Genomic DNA, 15,741 nt, shown 5'->3' on the forward strand with positions numbered 1-15,741 from the left:
CTCCTACCGTCCCGCGGCGTCTTGCACGTCGACCGACATGTCGTCCCGTTCGAACGTGAGCCGATTGACCACATCCACCACTCCGTCGACGCTCTGGCACAGCCGCAGGACGATGGGGACGAGGCTCGACCGGGCCACGGTGCCGCTCAGGGTCACGACGCCGTCGGCGACATCGACGGTCAGGGCGGACGGGCGCAGCCGCAGGGTCCGGGTGAGGACGTCCTCCAGGATCTCCTCCTGAATGGCGCGGTCGCGGCGGAGGAAGAGCTGGAGCAAGTCGCTCCGGCTGAGTACGCCGACGACCCGGTTCTCGCCGTCAACGATGGGAAGGCGCTTGATCCGGTGCTCGCGCATCAGCCGGGCCGCCCGGACCACGCTCCACTCCGGCCGGGCGGTGACGGGCGGGCTGCTCATCAGATCGCCGGCCGTATCCGCACCGCCTCCGGTACCGAGGCCCCCGAGCAGGTCGGCTTCGGAGACGACCCCCACGGCACGCCCGGCCCCGTCCACGACGGGCACGGCCGTGATACCGAATTCGTGCAGCAGACGAGCCACTTCCTTGAACGCCGTACCACGCTGCACGGTGACGGCGGCGGGCGTCATCATGTCCGCGACGCTGCGGTGCCCCATGGTGCCCTCCTCATGCCGACACATCGACGTCCGGCGTGCGGCAGGACCGGCGCCGGGCCACCCTGGTCGGGGCTTGCCGGGTACTGCCGGTTACGACGGCACGCTCCGGGCCGTTCGGGTCGGTGGGGCGAGCGAAGAGTCGTCGACGCGTCCGGTGACACCGGACGCGACCGCCACCACTCCCTCAAGCTGTTCGACGAGACGGATCAGGATCGGCACCTGGCTCTGCCCGTCCACCGCGCCGGACAGTGTGACGACCCCGTCCACCACGTGGACCTCGACGGCGTCGGCTCTCAGCCCCAGGGTGTCGCCGAGTACGTCATCGGTCACACGGCGTCGGATCTCGGCGTCCGGACGCAGGAAGAGGCGCAGCAGGTGACGCCGGGTGACGATACCGACGAGACGTTCCTCCTCGTCCACGACGGGCAGTCGCTCCACGCTCCGGCGTGTCATGAGGCGTGCCGCGTCGGCGGCGGTCTCCTCGGCGTGGATGGTCACCGCGGGCGTGGACATGACCTCGCCGGCCGTGACTTCCCCGACGGGGGAGGCTTCGGGGGATTCCGTGGCGACGGGATTCGCTTGTCTGGCCAGGAGGTCACTCTCGGAGACGACGCCGACGACCCGGTCCTGATCGTCGACGACGGGAAGTCCGCTGACGTCATGCTGCGCCAGCAACTTCGCGACGTCCTTGAAGGAAGTGGCCGACACCACGCAGACGACCTCGCCCGTCATCAGGTCTCCCACCTTGATGTGCTTCACGAAGGCACCTCCGGCCGTCTCACGGGGCCCCGAGCGGCCCGTTCTCCGAGGATTCGCAGTCAACGTTGCGCTACGTCCGGTCGCGGCGACGAGGGCCGAACGGTCCTCCGCGGGGGACCGTTCGGGTCACCTCGGGCCGACGGACGCGGGCGGGAGGAGCCCGATGGGGACCATTGGCCCCGAATGTGGACCTGAGCGGCCCTTCGGGAGAGGGAGGCCCAGTGCCAGCGTGGTGGCTGCGCATACCGGCTCGGTGAGGAGGAACCATGGAAGGGACCGTCCGAGACCCGGACATCAGCTCGGTCATCGTGGGTGTCGACGGGTCCGGTGCCGCGCCCGCGGCAGTGCTGTGGGCCGCCGCGGAGGCCGCACGCCGCGACCGCCCGCTGCACATCGTCCACGGGGCCGACACCGACGGGAAGGCCCTGCGCCTGTCGGCCTACACCATCGAACGGCTCCATGAGGCCGGTAGCGGACTCCTGCGGGAAACCGCCGAGACGGTCGCGGCCGAACACCCGGGCCTGCGCGTCACCACGGAACTCAGCCGGAGCGATCCGGTGACGAGCCTCCACGGGGCCGCCGGGCTCCACGGCACCATCGTGGTGGGCGACCGGGGCCGGGGCGGCTTCGGCCCTCTCGCGCTCGGCTCGGTGGCCCTCAAGACCGCAGCGGGTGCCAAGACCCCGCTGGTCGTGGTCAGGGGAGCGGAGAGCGGAACCGAGGCAGGGGCCGTCGTCGTGGCCGTCCGGGACGAGCACGACCTCGCGTGCGCCCGGTACGCCGCACGTGAGGCGGAGCTGCGCAAGGCGGAGCTGCGGCTGCTGCACGTATGGAACATGCTGCAGTCCGTCGGCAACGTCCTGACCATGGTCGACGACCTGGAGGCCCTCGCGGGCGAGCACGTCGAGAAGCTGAAGGCCGTCACGGAGCAGATCCGGGACGAATACCCCGACCTCACGGTCGAAGCGGACGCGGACAGGACCATGTCGGTGGCCGGTGTCCTGGTCGAGGCGTCGCATCACGCGGACCTGCTGGTCATGGGCGGTCGTCGCGCGCCCGGATACATGGGTCCCAGCCTCGGGCGGGTCACCCACACTCTGGTGCACCATGCCCACTGCCCCGTCCTTCTGCTTCCCCGGCACGGTCGAGAGATGTGGAGCGACCCATGAGCGGCAGGACCGCCGAAGGCCGTGAACTCGTTGTCGGCATCGACCCGGCCAGGGACTGGCGTCTCGCCCTGGCGTGGGCGGCCGACGAGGCCCACCGGCGCAGGCTCGGCCTGCACCTGGTCGTCGCCGTGCCGGCGCGGGACAACACCCGTCACGCCGAAGACACACCACACCGGACGGCCCTGCGCCAGGCCGGAGCCCAAGCACTGCACGAGGCCCTGGTCTGGGCGCGGGAGCGCCATCCGGAACTCCAGGTGGCCGGCGACGTCCTGGAAGGACCTCCGGCAGCCGTCATCGGCCGGCTGTCGGGGGAAGCGCGCATGGTCGTGCTCGGTTCACGTCACCTGGGCCGGGCGGCCGAGGTCTTCAGCGCCGGATCCCTGGTCGTCCCCGTGGCGGCGCAGGCCGACTGTGCGGTGGTGGTGGTCGGTGATGCCGAGCACGTCAGCCAACAGCCCCCCTACGTGGTCGTGGGGATCGACGGGAGCGAATCCTCCAAGGCCGCCCTCGCCTTCGCCTACGAGGAAGCCGACCTCCGAGGAGCGCAGCTACGGGCCCTCTCGGTGTTCGAGCCCCCGGTCTTCACGTCGCAGGACGAGGAGGTGGCGCTGCGGGCCCGGCGACGGCTGCTGGCCGAGACGACCGCCGGCTGGTCGGCGGATTACCCGGATGTCACGGTCCGGCACGAGATCCCCATCGGGCATCCCGTGGAGGAACTGGCGAAGGCCGCCGAGCACGCCTTGGCCGTGGTCGTGGGCCGCCGGGGTCGCGGAGGGTACAGCGGCATGCGCCTCGGCTCCGTCGTCCACGGCCTCCTGCACCGTGCCCGCTGCCCGGTCATCACCGTTCCCACCGCGTGACGCGCGCGCCATCATGCGGGCGGCTCTTGCCACCGTGACATCCGGGTCCTCGGGGTGACGGCCCGCGATCGGGGCTTCAGACGGTGCTTCCGCTGCCGTGGGGGGCGTACAGGTCGAGCAGACGTATCCGTGCGGCTTGCAGTCGATGGGCCAGAACCTGGGTCACCCAAGCGCCGACGGCGGAGCCGAGGGCCGGATCGGCGTCCATCAGCGTGCGCACTTCGGCCGCGTCGAACTGGTAGGCGCGTACGGGCGTCATGGCCTCGGCACCCAGATGCCACTGGTGCGGCTTGACCATCCACGACCAGCCGACCAGCTCGCCGGAGCCGAGGCTCTCCACGACCGCGGCCTGCCGACCGGGCACGTGCAGGTCCAGCGTGACGACACCGGACTTCATGATCCAGAACCGGTCGGCCACGCCACCCTCGTTGAACAGACGGGTGCCACCGGCGAAGCTGACCTCCTGGGCGTGCTCCATGAGGCGGGCACGGAATTCCGGGGGCAGGGCGGTGACCTGGGTAGGGGGACGGGTGCGCATGGTGGCCTCCCTTCGCGTCTCTTCCCAGTCTGTCGGGCGGCCCGCGGAACCGCGAGGGCCGACCGGTCCGGAGCGGCGCCCCGTTCGGCTCATGCCCGCAGGCATCATCGGGACGGAAGCTGGTCCCAGCGGGATCCCACCGCCGGACCTCAGCGACGGGTGCCCGCACCGGAAGTGGGTGAACCCATGTACTGGAACGGTCACGGCATGAACGGGTGGGGCTGGTTCGCCATGTCCCTCAGCTCGGTCTTCCTGATACTGCTGATCGTCGCGGTCGTGCTTCTCGTCGTGCACACGGCCGGACGCGGTCCCGTGGGCCGCCAGGACGATCCGGCGGCACCCTCCGCCGAGCAGCTCCTCGCCGAACGATTCGCTCTCGGCGAGGTCGACGACGAGGAGTACGAACGGCGGCTGGCGACGCTGCGCCGGCACCGCCCCGGCCGGACCGGCCGATAGGGGGCCGGCGCCCGGACGTTCTCGCGCAGGGCCGTCAGTACGGCCAGGACCAGTCAACGACCTCCGGGAGATCACTACCGTGGGCACGGATCCAGTCGTGGTGGCGGATCCGCTGGTCGGCCATGGTCTGGCGCAGGGCTGCGGAGCGTTCCGCCAGACCGGGAACGCGGTCGAGGACGTCCATGACGAGCCGGTAGCGGTCGAGGTCGTTGCGCACCACCATGTCGAAGGGCGTGGTGGTGGTGCCCGACTCCTTGTAGCCGCGAACGTGCAGGTGGGGGTGGCCGGCCCGGCGGTAGGCGAGCCGGTGGATCAGCCACGGATAGCCGTGGTAGGCGAAGATCACCGGTGTGTCCGCGGTGAACAGGGAGTCGTACTCGACGTCCGTCATCCCGTGGGGGTGTTCCTCCCGGGGCATCAGGCGCGTGATGTCGACGACGTTGACGACCCGGACGGCCAGGGACGGCAGGTGCTCGCGGAGCAGCGCCGCCGCGGCGAGCACCTCCTGGGTCGGGACGTCCCCCGCGCAGGCCAGCACCACGTCGGGCTCGCGCGTGCCGTCGTCCGTCCCCGCCCAGTCCCAGATGCCGGCGCCGCGGGCGCAGTGGGTCCGGGCCTGGTCCATCGGCAGCCAGTCGAAGGACGGCTGCTTGCCCGCGACGATCACGTTGACCTGGTCCCGGCTGCGCAGGACGTGGTCGGCGACCGCGAGGAGGGTGTTCGCGTCGGGCGGGAAGTAGGCGCGCACGACCTCCGGACTCTTGTTGAGGACGTGGTCGACGAAGCCCGGGTCCTGGTGGGAGAAGCCGTTGTGGTCCTGGCGCCAGACGTGCGAGGTCAGCAGGTAGTTGAGGGACGCGATCGGCGCCCGCCACGGAAGCTCGCGCGCCGTCCGCAGCCACTTCACGTGCTGGGCGACCATCGAGTCGACGATGTGCGCGAAGGCCTCGTAGGTGGAGAAGAGCCCGTGCCGGCCGGTCAGCAGGTACCCTTCCAGCCAGCCCTGGCAGGTGTGCTCGGAGAGGATCTCCATCACCCGGCCGCCGCGTGCCAGGTGCGCGTCGGTGGGCTCGGTCGCCTCCTGCCAGGCCTTGCCCGTGACGTCGAAGAGGTCGTCGAGCCGGTTGGAAGCGGTCTCGTCCGGGCCGACGACGCGGAAGTCACGCCGGTCCTCGGTCTCCCTCATCACCTCGGCCAGCAGGGAACCCAGCACCCGGGTGGGCTCGTGGACCGAGCGGCCGGGCTTGTCCACCGCGACCGCGTGGACATCGGGCTCCGGCAGCGGGAGCGGACGCAGCAGCCGCCCGCCGTTGGCGTGCGGCGTCGCGCCGAGCCGCAGGTCGCCGGGCGGCACACAGGCCAGGACCCGCTCCGTGGGACGGCCCTCGGAGTCGAAGAGTTCCCGGGGCCGGTACGAGCGCAGCCACTCTTCCAGCATCCGCAGGTGCTCGGGGTTCTCCCGTACGGAGGCCAGCGGGACCTGGTGGGCCCGCCACGTTCCCTCGACGGGGTCGCCGTCCACCGCGGCCGGGCCGGTCCAGCCCTTGGGGGTCCGCAGGACGATCACGGGCCACGGGCGGCGGCTGAAGTCGCCCCCGCCGGTCCGGGCCGCGCTGCGGATCTCGGAGATGAGGTCCATGGCCCGGTCCGATGCCCTGGCCATGGCCCGATGCACGCTGTGGGGATCGCTGCCCGTGACGTAGAGCGGCTCGTGGCCGTAGCCCCTCAGCAGCCCGTCCAGTTCGTCCTCGGGGATGCGGGACAGGACGGTGGGGTTGGCGATCTTGTAGCCGTTGAGGTGGAGGATCGGCAGGACCGAGCCGTCGCGCACCGGGTCGAGGAACTTGTTCGAGTGCCACGAGGCCGCGAGCGGCCCCGTCTCGGCCTCGCCGTCACCGATGACGCACGCGACGAGCAGGCCGGGGTTGTCGAGGGCCGCGCCGTAGGCGTGCGCGAGCGAGTACCCGAGCTCGCCACCCTCGTGGATCGAGCCCGGGGTCTCGGGTGCGACGTGGCTGGGGACCCCGCCGGGGAAGGAGAACTGCCGGAACAGCTTCCGCATCCCCTCGCCGTCCCGGCTGATGTCCGGGTACGTCTCGGCGTACGTGCCCTCCAGCCAGGAGTTCGCCAGGACGGCGGGTCCGCCGTGCCCCGGGCCCCAGACGCACAGGGCCTCCTGGCCCCGCTCCTTGATCACCCGGTTGAGGTGGGTGTACACGAGGTTGAGGCCGGGGGAGGTACCCCAGTGGCCGAGCAGCCGTGGCTTGATGTGTTCGGGCCTCAGCGGTTCGGTCAGCAGCGGGTTGTCCATGAGATAGATCTGCCCGGCGGCCAGGTAGTTGGCGGCGCGCCAGTGGGCGTCGAGCTCGGTGATCGGGTACTGCGTCATCTCCGCTCCTTCGTGCGGCGGACCGAGAAGTTCGTCGACTGGGCCGACACCCTCACGGTGCCCCTGACGGCAGTCGGCCGAAAGGGGAGAGTGGGCCTTCGCGAGGGACCATCGGACCTTTGCGGCAGCGCCGCGACGAGGACGATGCCCACGGCCGACGGCGCCAGTGTCCCGCCCCGCCGCCGAATCCCCGCTCGAAACACGCGCCCCGGCCGGGACGGGAAGCAGGAGGAAGAAGGCCACCACTCAGAGGACGGGCTTTGACCACGTGCCGAAGGCGGCGCTCGGGACGCGTGAGGACGGCAAGGTCCGTCAAGGGCACGCCGCCCGGCGCATGACCGAGCCGGCGCGGCCGGCCGGCGCGGCCGGACCGCTCGGGCCGGGGGAACGGGCGCGGCAGCTGGCCGAAGCCCTGCTGCGGGTCGAGGAAGCCGAAACCGGGTGGATCCTGCCCTTCCCGGAGTTCCGCCTGCCGGCCGCCCGTACGGCCGCGGGCGGCCGGGCTTCTCCGCGGGACCGGGACGGCCGACGGTGACGAGCGCCGGTGAACCGTTTCCGGTCCGGGACCGGGCTCCGGAGACGGCCGGAGCCCGGTCCCGGCCCCGGTCACCGGCCGCCGTTGCCCTCCCGCTGCCGCAGGACGGCCAGGTCCACCGCCCGGTCGACGGCGGGCAGACAGGTGGCGATGTCCGTGTGGACCACGTACTCCACCGCTGCGACCGTGTGCAGGCCCTGGACCAGGAAGGTGTACTCCCTGTCGCGTTCCAGCAGCAGCACGATCGGCTTGCCGAAGGCGCTGGCCCAGCCGATCTCGATGTGGGTGCCCGGGGAGGCGGGGTGGCCCGGCAGGGCCACGAAGACGTCGGCCTTGCGGATCTCGTCCTGGTCGAGCTTGGTGCACTGCTCCGGCCGCATCAGTTCCGCCCCCCACGCCTCGCGGCGGTGGGCGTTGTGCACGGCGAGCCCCTGCGCCTCGAAGTGCTTGATCAGGACGTCGAACGGGGCTCGCGCCTCAGCCGGCATCTCGCCGGTCCCGGGGTCCAGGAGCTGGATGAACGGGCCGGCGAGGAAGACCGAGCGAACGCCCAGGTCGGGGCGGGAGCCCGGGGACCCGGGGGAGTCGGGGGAGTCAGGGGAATCGACGGGCCGTGTGATGGCCATGGGGTACCTCCGGAGTGGCGCTGGTGCGCGGTGTCGGGTGCGGGCCTGCCGGCGCGCGGCCGGGCGGCCGGGCGCGGCCGAGGGCGAGGAGCGGGCCGGGTCAGTCCTTGAGGAAGCACTGGATGAAGGCGTCGCCGGTGGTGCCGCCGTGTGTGTACGCGGTGGTGTCGTACGCGACGAAGGGGTGCCGCTCGACCCGGATCCGGCGGAAGTGCGGGAGGTACTGCCAGCGCAGTTCCGGCTTGGTGCTGAAGAAGGGGATGAAGACGCCGCCCGGGCGCAGCACCCGGACGACCTCCGGCATGGTCCTGGCCCACAGCGCGGCGTCCGTCCAGACCTCCATGTCGAGGGCCGGGTCGAAGAACATCCCGTCGATGCTCTCCGACTGCAGCTCGAAGATCCGCTCGAAGAAGTCGCCCCGCTCGACCGTGAGGTTGTCGGGTACGTGGGGGTGCCGGGCCCTGAACAGGTCCTCGACCTCGTCGAAGAGTTCCAGCACCGTGTGGCTGCGGGTCGCCGGGTTCCCGGCGATGCGCAGCGCGGACAGGCCGAGGCCCAGACCGACTTCGTAGAAGTCCTTGCCGTATTCGCACAGCATGTCGGCGCCGGCCCACATCAGGTCCCGCTCCCACGCCTGCATGGCCTGTTCGCCGCCGATGCTGAGGGTCACCTCGCCGTTCTGCTCGATCAGTTCGATCGCGGGCTCGTCCTGGGGCGTGGTGCCCCGCTCCGTGAGGCTCTGGCTGTCCATGTTCCTTCTCCCTGCGGGGGTGTGGGCGGGTCGGGTACCGGGGGTCGGTCAGGTGGTCCGGGGCACGACCCCGAAGTGGCGTCGGGCCGTGGAGACGGCCAGGTCCTGCACGGCGAACACCGTGAAGTAGTAGGCCTGCGGGGCGGTGCCGGGGGCGAAGCGCACACGGAAGGCGACGTCCTCGGCGCGCCCGCCGGTGAGCCGGAGCCTGGTGGTGGCCGGTTCGAGGGTGGTGTCCTCGCGCAGGTAGCCCGGGACGAAGAGGCCCAGCCGGACCGGTCCGGTCCGGGCCGCGGTGACCGTGGCCCGTACCTCCAGCACCCCGCCCTGCCCGACTTCGTCCGCGGCGTGGGCGAGCAGCGTGGGCGCGTCCGGGATCCGGAACGTCACGTCGCCGCACCGCATGCAGACGGCGCAGGTGGTGTCCAGGACGTGCGGGAGCAGGCCCCGTCGGGTGAACTCCTGCGCGGGGCGGCCGCAGTGGCAGGTGACCTCCCGGACCTCGGGGTCCAGGCTGCTGCGGTCTCCGAAGTGCGCCGGGTAGTTCATCAGCTCGGTCTCGGGGTCGGCCGCGACCTGCTCGGTGATCGCATGGTCGAGCGACTGGAGGTCGGCGGTGAGCGAGGCGTCGATCTGCTCGGGCGACTGGTCGGCGAGATGGGTGGGCCTCGCCACCCACAGGTCGACCTTGCGGGCCAGCTTGGTCAGCCGGGGCCGCAGCGGGTGGTTGTGCGGCAGCAGGTCCGAGGCGAGGTAGGCGGTGAGCCTGCCGCCCACGGTGAGCATGAGCGGGTCGGGGCGGTGGTTCGCCGGAGCGGGGGGCGCCGGTGTGTCCTCCGGCGCCCCGGGCATTCCGAAGCGCATGAACGCCGGGTAGGGGTGCGAGCCCGCCAGGCTGGCGTTGAGCGTGTCGACCGAGTCCGCGCCGATGAGGGCTCCGTGCATCCAGGCGACGTTCTCCGGCCGGTCGGAGTCGTGCACCGACACCGCCGAGACCACGGTGCGGGCCGGGCCGTCGAGCGCGTTCAGCAGCAGCTGGTACTTCGGGTCGTACAGCGCGAGGTCCGCGAGCGGGCCGCTGTTGCACGCGCTGAGCACCAGCTCCACGGCCTCCACCCGGTTGAGGGGGACCAGCTTGTCCTCCGGCTTGTAGCAGGGCAGGCCGTAGGCGCAGCGCGGGCCGAGCAGCCCGGGCGTGGCCGGTGCCGGGACGCTGCGGCCGCAGATGGTGAACTCGCCGAGGTTGACGCTGTCGTCCTTGCCGTGTCCCTGGAAGGCCACTCGCCTCCACCGGGTGCCCAGGATCTGCGCCTGGATGTCCGAACGCTCGAAATCGCGGTCGTCGAAGACCTGGACGCCGGGCAGCCGGGGAGGCCGGTCGGTGTCCGTGAAGAGGCCGAGCGCGTCGACGTCGAGGGCCGGCTCCGCGTACTGCTTGGCCACGTTCCAGACAACCGAGGCATCGTCCCGGCCGCTGAGCAGCGTCAGTCCGTGCCGCGGGCCGCGGTAGGTCGCCATCAGCAGGGCCCGGACGGGTGAGAGGGTGAGCCGGTCGTACCGGCCGACGATCAGCAGCGAGCCGCTGTGCCGGGCCCGGAACCCCGCGACGTCGGCCAGCTCCTCCTCGGCCACCCACGTCCGGGCGAGCGGGCGGGCCAGCTCCGCGAACCCCTCGGGCAGTCGCGCTTCGCCGAGCAGGATCCCGACGTCCAGCGGGTGCGGCTGCCGCAGGCCGCCGTAGAGCCGGCGGGCCAGTCCGATGCTCTCCGCCAGATCCGCGCGGTCCTCGGTCGGGACCGGCACCGGCAGGAGCCGGGGGGAGTCCAGGAACTCCCGTACGGCCCCGGGGAACTCCTGCCGGGTGACCGGACGGAACAGGGGGGCCGGGCCGGACGGCCGGTCGGGCCGCTGCTCGGTGATGGCGGCGTTCATGGTGGACCACCTCGTGTTGTCCGCGCCGGGGGAGCGGAGGGGAAGGGGGAAGGGCTGCGATCAGGCAAGGGCTGCGATCAGGGATCACATGCCATCGGGGATCGGATGCGATCGGCGAACGGGTGCACGACGAGCCGACGGGGGGCCTCGCCTGCCGGGCAGGGCCGGGCCGTCACGCCGCACACTCCGCCTCCGGCGCCGCCTGTCGTGCCAGCAACCCCCGGCAGGCGAGGGCCAGTGCGGCCGCGGCCAGGGCGGTCCCGGTCGCCGCCGCGAACACCACCCGCGGCCCGAAGGGGTCCATCAGCAACCCGCCGGCCTGCTGGCCCAGGGCGTCACCGAGGACGGTGGCCAGCGACGCCCAGGTGAACGCCTCCGCCATGGACCCTTCGTCGGCGATGCCGCTCACCAAGGTCATCTCGGTGGCGGAGACCAGCGCGATCGGTACGCTGCCCACCGCCAGCGCCACCGCCAGGGCCGGCTGGGACCCCGCGAGCAGCGTCAGCCCCGTCCCGAGGGCGTAGGCCAGCAGCAGGCGGGGCAGGCGCACCCCGGGGGCCACCCGGGACTGGGACCGGCCGAGCCAGAGGGCACCCAGCGCGCTGCCGACACCCCAGCACGCGTAGACGACCCCCGCACCGCCCGGAGCACCGTGCCGGTCGACGAACGCCGGGATGGCCAGGGTCAGCAGACCGATGGGCACCGCGGAGACGGCCATGACCCCGGCCAGTGCCAGCAGGGCCGGCTCCCGCAGCGGGCCCAGCGGGTGGCGGGCCCCTCCGGGACCGGCCGCCGGGGCGCCTTCCGTGCCCTCCGGCAGGCCCGTGTACGCGAGCCCGAGCGTGCCCAGGCCTCCCACCACCGCGACCGCCGTCAGCGCCAGGCCCGCCGAGCCGACCAGCATCAGCGCCGCCAGCATCAGCGGTGCGCCGATCACCAGGACCTCGGTGAGCAGCGCCTCCCAGAGGTAGGCCGTCTCGCGTTCCTCCTTCCGCAGCGGCAGCCGCGCCCAGAGCGAGCGCATGCAGGCGTTCGCGGGCGGCAGCACCACCCCCGCGACCAGTGCCGCCACGGGCTGCCCCCAGCCGCCCGGGCGGGTCGCCCACACCAGGACGGCCAGCGCCGCCGGGTAGGCGACGGCGGTCGCGGTCAGCACGGCCGCGCGGCCGTTGCGGTCGAGACGGCGGGCGATCAGCGGGCTGCCGAGGGCCATCCCGATCGTGTACAGAGCGGCGGTCAGGCCCGCCTGGGCGTAACTGCCGCCCTGCTCACGGACGGTCAGGACGAGGGCCAGCGACATCAGGTAGACCGGCACTCTGGAGACGACGCTCCACCAGGCAGCCCCCCGCACCCGAGGGCGCGTGAGCAGGTCGAGGAAGCGACGGGGCAGGCCGTGGGTCACGTGTCGGGTCTCCGTTCCATGGCCGCACGGGGCGGCCGAGTCGGGTGCCGTTCCGCTGCCGGGGCGAGCGGGCGGCCCGGGCGGTGGGGGGGCGGGTGTCAGATGGGCACGGCGCCGGCCTCCCGCACCGCCTCCACCTCGATGTCGAACCGGGAGAGGACCTCGCGCATACGGCTCTCCACCTCCCCGACCGACGCTCCCACGACGTGGGCGTACCCCGAGGCGTTGTGCGAGGCCCGTCGGGCCGTCACCGGATCACCGGCACGGACCTTGAGGACGGCGTCGACCACCCCGGGCATCTCCAGGAGTTCCTCCCGCGAGGTGATCCGCCGGATCGTTCCGGAGCCGGGCAGCGGCAGCAGCAGGTCCCCCGCACAGCGGCGCTCGCGGTAGTCCAGCTCCGGCCGCCGGCCGAGGTAGACGGCCAGGGTGGCGCCGAACACGTCGAAGCCGTACGCGTGGCCGTGGTTGGCGGGGATCTCGCAGCCCGCGAGCCGGACGCCGATCTCACCGGCGTACACCTCGCCGTCGATCAGGAAGAACTCCATGTGGGCGTAGCCGTGGTCGATCCCCATCCCGGTGACGATCCGCTGGACGAGTGCGCGCACGTCGACCGGCGGACCCTCGCCGGTGGCGATGCTGATGTTGGCGTTCATCGCACCGTCGACGATGTCCAGCGGGCGGCAGGGCATGGCACTGGGCCACGCGTCGAGGACCTCGCCGCCGAGGACGATCGCGCAGACCTCCCACTCGGTACCCGCGAGGTGCGCCTCCACCATCCACTCCCGTGCCGCGAGGTCGATCCCGGCGAGGTCGCCCGGCCCGGTCAGACGGTAGGTGTCCACGCAGGCGAACGAGTCCACCGGTTTGAGCACCACCGGCCAGCCGTGCCCGTCCGCGAACCGCTCGACCTCGGAGTGGGACCGTACCCGTGCGAACTCCGCGGTACGCAGGCCCAGTTCCCGGAAGCAGGCCTTCATGACCGCCTTGTCGCGGACGAGGGCCACCTGCCGTTCGGTCAGGTGCGGCAGTGCGGCGAGGGCCGCGAACCGCTGGGCCTCGGCCTGCCGGGGCTCCGACGGGTTGCAGAAGCGGGTGGGCGCCACCGGCAGTCCGGCGGCCCACTCCCGGTACCGCCGGGCCTCCTCGGCCGCCGCCGCGCCCTCGCGCACCCAGAAGGCGGGCAGGTGCGCGGTTTCGAGCAGGTGGTCCTCCGGCAGGTCCTTGCGGGTGGCGGCGAACCGCAGCAGGACCAGTCGGCCGGCCAGCTCCCGGGCCGCGTAGCGGGTGAAGGAGGACGGCCGGTCGTCCACCATCAGCAACACCTCGGCGTCGCTCACACCGCCTCCAGTACCTGGCGGACGGCCTTGGCCGCGAGGACCTGCTCCTCCTCGGGCAGTTCCGGGGAGAGCGGTACGCACAGCGTGCGGTCCAGCCGGTCCCCGGTCCGGGCGAAGCCGTCGCGGCTGAGGACGAGCGGGCCCTCGGGGGCGTGGTTCCACGGGAAGCCGTCCCGGTAGAGCGAACGGCGGCCGGTGAGCACCGGATGCTCGGGCAGCAGGTACTTCCCGAGCGTCCAGTTGGCGATGCCGGCCGCGGTGAGCGCGGCCACCGAGGCGTCACGCAGCTCCCTGCTCTCGCACCGGAACCGCAGGCTGACCTTGACGTCGCCGGCGGTTCGGGGGAGTACCTCCAGGCCGGGCCGGTCGGGCAGCTCGGCCATGGCGATGGCGTACATCCGCTCCAGGCCGGCGAGCAGCTCGTCGAGGTGCCGGAACTGCTGGCACTGGACGGCCGCGACCTGCTCGCTGGTGACGAAGTTCTCCCCGAAGTGGGCGTCCTCGTTCCAGTTCGGGTAGTGGCCCGGCACCCGCGCCGAGCCGTGGTCGTGGTAGCGCCGCATGATCGCCCAGGCGTCGTCGTCGCCGGTGACGACCAGCCCGCCCTCGCCCGAGGTGAGGACCTTGTTGTGGTGGAAGCTGAACGTCCCGGCGTAGCCGGCCGTCCCGACGTACCGGCCGTCGGGGAAACGCGCGCCGAGGGACTGGGCGCAGTCCTCGATGAGGTACGGCACGTCCGCCGGCAGCGGTGCCACGGTGCCCTCCATGTGGGCCGTGATCACCCGCTGGGCGTCCGGCGGCAGCAGCGTGGGGTCCATGGAAAGGGAGTCGTCGGCGTCGACCAGCACCGGGATCAGGCCGCAGGACAGCACCGCGCCGGCCACCGCGACGAACGTCACCGCCGGGATGTGCACCAGGTCGCCGATCGCGGGGCGGGTGGAGATCAGTGCGAGCCGCAGTGCCTCCGTGCAGTTGTGCACGGCCAGGGCGCGGCCCGCACCCAGGCGTTCGGCCACGGTCCGCTCCAGGCGGGAGGCCATGCTCTCGGTCTCGGTCTGGTACCGGAACAGGACCTGGTGCTCGATCACCTCCCGTAGCTCCGACATGTCGGACCAGTCGAGGTAGTTCGCCCCGTAGGGCAGGAAGCGCTGGCCGAGCCGCTTGTCGAGTGTGCTCATCGTGTGTCGGACTCCGTGATCGGCTGCGCGTCACCGCCGACGACCATCTCCTGGCCTCGGTAGTTGCGGAGCAGCAGGCCTTCGGGGGTGGGGGTGAAGGAGGGCTGCGCGACCGGGATCTTGCCGATCCTGGTGGTCAGGACGTACTGGGGGACGCCGAACCCGGTGATGTGGCCCTGCAGGCCGGCCATGATCTCCCAGCCCTTCTCCACGGAGGTCATGAAGTGCGAGACCCCGGTGACGTTGTCGCAGTGGTAGAGGTAGTAGGGCCGGACCCGGATCCGCAGCAGCTCGGTCATCAGGGTGCGCATGGTGGCGACGTCGTCGTTGATCCCGCGCAGCAGCACGGTCTGGTTCCCGACCGGGATCCCGTGCCGCAGCAGGCGGTCCACCGCCGCCGCGGCCTCCGGGGTGATCTCCTTGGGGTGGTTGAAGTGGGTGTTCAGCCAGACCGGGTGGTAGCGGGAGAGCATCGAGCAGAGGTCTTCGGTGATCCGCTGCGGCAACAGCACGGGGAACCTGCTGCCGATCCGGATGATCTCCACGCTGGGGATCGCCCGGAGTCCGGCGATGATCTCCTCCAGCTTGCCGTCCTGGTAGGAGAGCGGGTCGCCGCCGGTCAGCAGGACGTCCCGGATCTCGGGGTGGTCGGCGATGTAGCGCAGGTCCTCGTCGAAGGAGCCGCCCTCGTCGTCACGGAAGTAGGTGCCGTCGACGTCGGTGGTGTGGAACTTGCGCGTGCAGTGGCGGCAGTAGACCGGGCAGGCCTCGGTGATCAGCATGATCACCCGGTCCGGGTACTTGTGCACCACCCGGTTGGTCTTGCGGTAGTAGGTGTCCCCGACCGGGTCGACCTCGGCCCCGGGGAACTCCATCAGCTCGCCGAGCGCCGGCACCGCCTGCTGCCGTACCGGGCAGCCGGGGTCGTCCGGGTCCATCAGCGAGGCGTAGTACGGGGTGACGCTCCAGCGGTACTTGCCCGCCACCCCTGCGATGGCCTCCTCCTCGTCGGCACTGAGGTTGATCCACTGCCGGGCCTTCCCGACGTTCGTGATGCGTCGGCGCATGTGCCAGCGCCAGTCGTCCCAGTCGGTCTCCGGGACCCTGGGGCGGATCAGTTCGGGGCGGGTGGCAGCGGCGGGTTCGTGAAGGGTGTCGGACATGGCGGCTCCAGCA

General features: G+C 72.1%; 15 protein-coding genes. 4 read left to right on the forward strand and 11 right to left on the reverse strand.

Annotation, left to right across the window (positions count from 1 at the left end; genetic code table 11):
- Positions 1–3: 3 nt before the first annotated feature.
- Positions 4–630 (reverse strand): CBS domain-containing protein, encoded by a 627-nt coding sequence (locus ACEPPI_RS08970; RefSeq protein ID WP_373914689.1) that lies wholly within the window; start codon positions 628–630, stop codon positions 4–6.
- Between the two features lie 90 nt (positions 631–720).
- Positions 721–1,389, reverse strand: coding sequence for a CBS domain-containing protein (locus tag ACEPPI_RS08975; RefSeq protein ID WP_373914690.1), 669 nt, complete (start codon positions 1,387–1,389; stop codon positions 721–723).
- A gap of 266 nt (positions 1,390–1,655) precedes the next feature.
- Between ACEPPI_RS08975 and ACEPPI_RS08980 the strand changes: the two genes are divergently transcribed.
- Together ACEPPI_RS08980 and ACEPPI_RS08985 are read left to right on the forward strand one after the other, a co-directional pair.
- Positions 1,656–2,558: a universal stress protein gene (locus ACEPPI_RS08980; protein WP_373914691.1), complete on the forward strand. Its 903-nt coding sequence runs from the start codon at positions 1,656–1,658 to the stop codon at positions 2,556–2,558.
- Positions 2,555–3,418: a universal stress protein gene (locus ACEPPI_RS08985; RefSeq protein ID WP_373914692.1), complete on the forward strand. Its 864-nt coding sequence runs from the start codon at positions 2,555–2,557 to the stop codon at positions 3,416–3,418. The genes ACEPPI_RS08980 and ACEPPI_RS08985 overlap by 4 nt, the downstream gene beginning before the upstream one ends.
- A gap of 76 nt (positions 3,419–3,494) precedes the next feature.
- Here the strand turns inward: ACEPPI_RS08985 and ACEPPI_RS08990 are convergent, their stop codons facing one another.
- Positions 3,495–3,956: a Crp/Fnr family transcriptional regulator gene (locus tag ACEPPI_RS08990; RefSeq protein ID WP_373914693.1), complete on the reverse strand. Its 462-nt coding sequence runs from the start codon at positions 3,954–3,956 to the stop codon at positions 3,495–3,497.
- Between the two features lie 186 nt (positions 3,957–4,142).
- On the opposite strand from ACEPPI_RS08990, the gene ACEPPI_RS08995 reads away from it, so the two are divergent.
- A complete protein-coding gene (locus tag ACEPPI_RS08995; protein WP_373914694.1) occupies positions 4,143–4,412 on the forward strand; it encodes an SHOCT domain-containing protein in 270 nt (89 codons plus the stop codon).
- Positions 4,413–4,446: 34 nt separating this feature from the next.
- Here ACEPPI_RS08995 and ACEPPI_RS09000 read toward each other — a convergent pair whose 3' ends face one another.
- Positions 4,447–6,801 carry a phosphoketolase gene (locus ACEPPI_RS09000; protein ID WP_373914695.1) on the reverse strand — a complete coding sequence of 785 codons (2,355 nt, stop codon included), beginning with the start codon at positions 6,799–6,801 and terminating at the stop codon, positions 4,447–4,449.
- A gap of 268 nt (positions 6,802–7,069) precedes the next feature.
- On the opposite strand from ACEPPI_RS09000, the gene ACEPPI_RS09005 reads away from it, so the two are divergent.
- Positions 7,070–7,336, forward strand: coding sequence for a hypothetical protein (locus tag ACEPPI_RS09005; RefSeq protein WP_373914696.1), 267 nt, complete (start codon positions 7,070–7,072; stop codon positions 7,334–7,336).
- A 71-nt stretch (positions 7,337–7,407) separates the two neighbouring features.
- Here the strand turns inward: ACEPPI_RS09005 and ACEPPI_RS09010 are convergent, their stop codons facing one another.
- The 7 genes from ACEPPI_RS09010 to blsG form a co-directional block, all read right to left on the reverse strand.
- Positions 7,408–7,962, reverse strand: coding sequence for a nucleoside 2-deoxyribosyltransferase (locus ACEPPI_RS09010; protein ID WP_373914697.1), 555 nt, complete (start codon positions 7,960–7,962; stop codon positions 7,408–7,410).
- A 100-nt stretch (positions 7,963–8,062) separates the two neighbouring features.
- Positions 8,063–8,713 carry a class I SAM-dependent methyltransferase gene (locus tag ACEPPI_RS09015; protein WP_373914698.1) on the reverse strand — a complete coding sequence of 217 codons (651 nt, stop codon included), beginning with the start codon at positions 8,711–8,713 and terminating at the stop codon, positions 8,063–8,065.
- Positions 8,714–8,761: 48 nt separating this feature from the next.
- Positions 8,762–10,645, reverse strand: a complete 1,884-nt coding sequence (locus tag ACEPPI_RS09020) for a hypothetical protein (protein WP_373914699.1) — start codon at positions 10,643–10,645, stop codon at positions 8,762–8,764.
- Between the two features lie 172 nt (positions 10,646–10,817).
- Positions 10,818–12,047: an MFS transporter gene (locus tag ACEPPI_RS09025; RefSeq protein ID WP_373914700.1), complete on the reverse strand. Its 1,230-nt coding sequence runs from the start codon at positions 12,045–12,047 to the stop codon at positions 10,818–10,820.
- A gap of 98 nt (positions 12,048–12,145) precedes the next feature.
- Positions 12,146–13,387 (reverse strand): ATP-dependent carboxylate-amine ligase, encoded by a 1,242-nt coding sequence (locus tag ACEPPI_RS09030; protein WP_373914701.1) that lies wholly within the window; start codon positions 13,385–13,387, stop codon positions 12,146–12,148.
- Positions 13,384–14,565: a DegT/DnrJ/EryC1/StrS family aminotransferase gene (locus ACEPPI_RS09035; RefSeq protein WP_373914702.1), complete on the reverse strand. Its 1,182-nt coding sequence runs from the start codon at positions 14,563–14,565 to the stop codon at positions 13,384–13,386. Before ACEPPI_RS09035 ends, ACEPPI_RS09030 begins: the two co-directional genes overlap by 4 nt.
- Entirely contained in the window at positions 14,562–15,728 is a 1,167-nt protein-coding gene (blsG, locus tag ACEPPI_RS09040; RefSeq protein WP_373914703.1) for an arginine 2,3-aminomutase, read from the reverse strand. Before blsG ends, ACEPPI_RS09035 begins: the two co-directional genes overlap by 4 nt.
- Positions 15,729–15,741 lie beyond the last annotated feature (13 nt).

It is taken from the genome of Streptomyces sp. AB3(2024) (genome assembly GCF_041862025.1).
Taxonomy (GTDB): Bacteria; Actinomycetota; Actinomycetes; order Streptomycetales; family Streptomycetaceae; genus Streptomyces.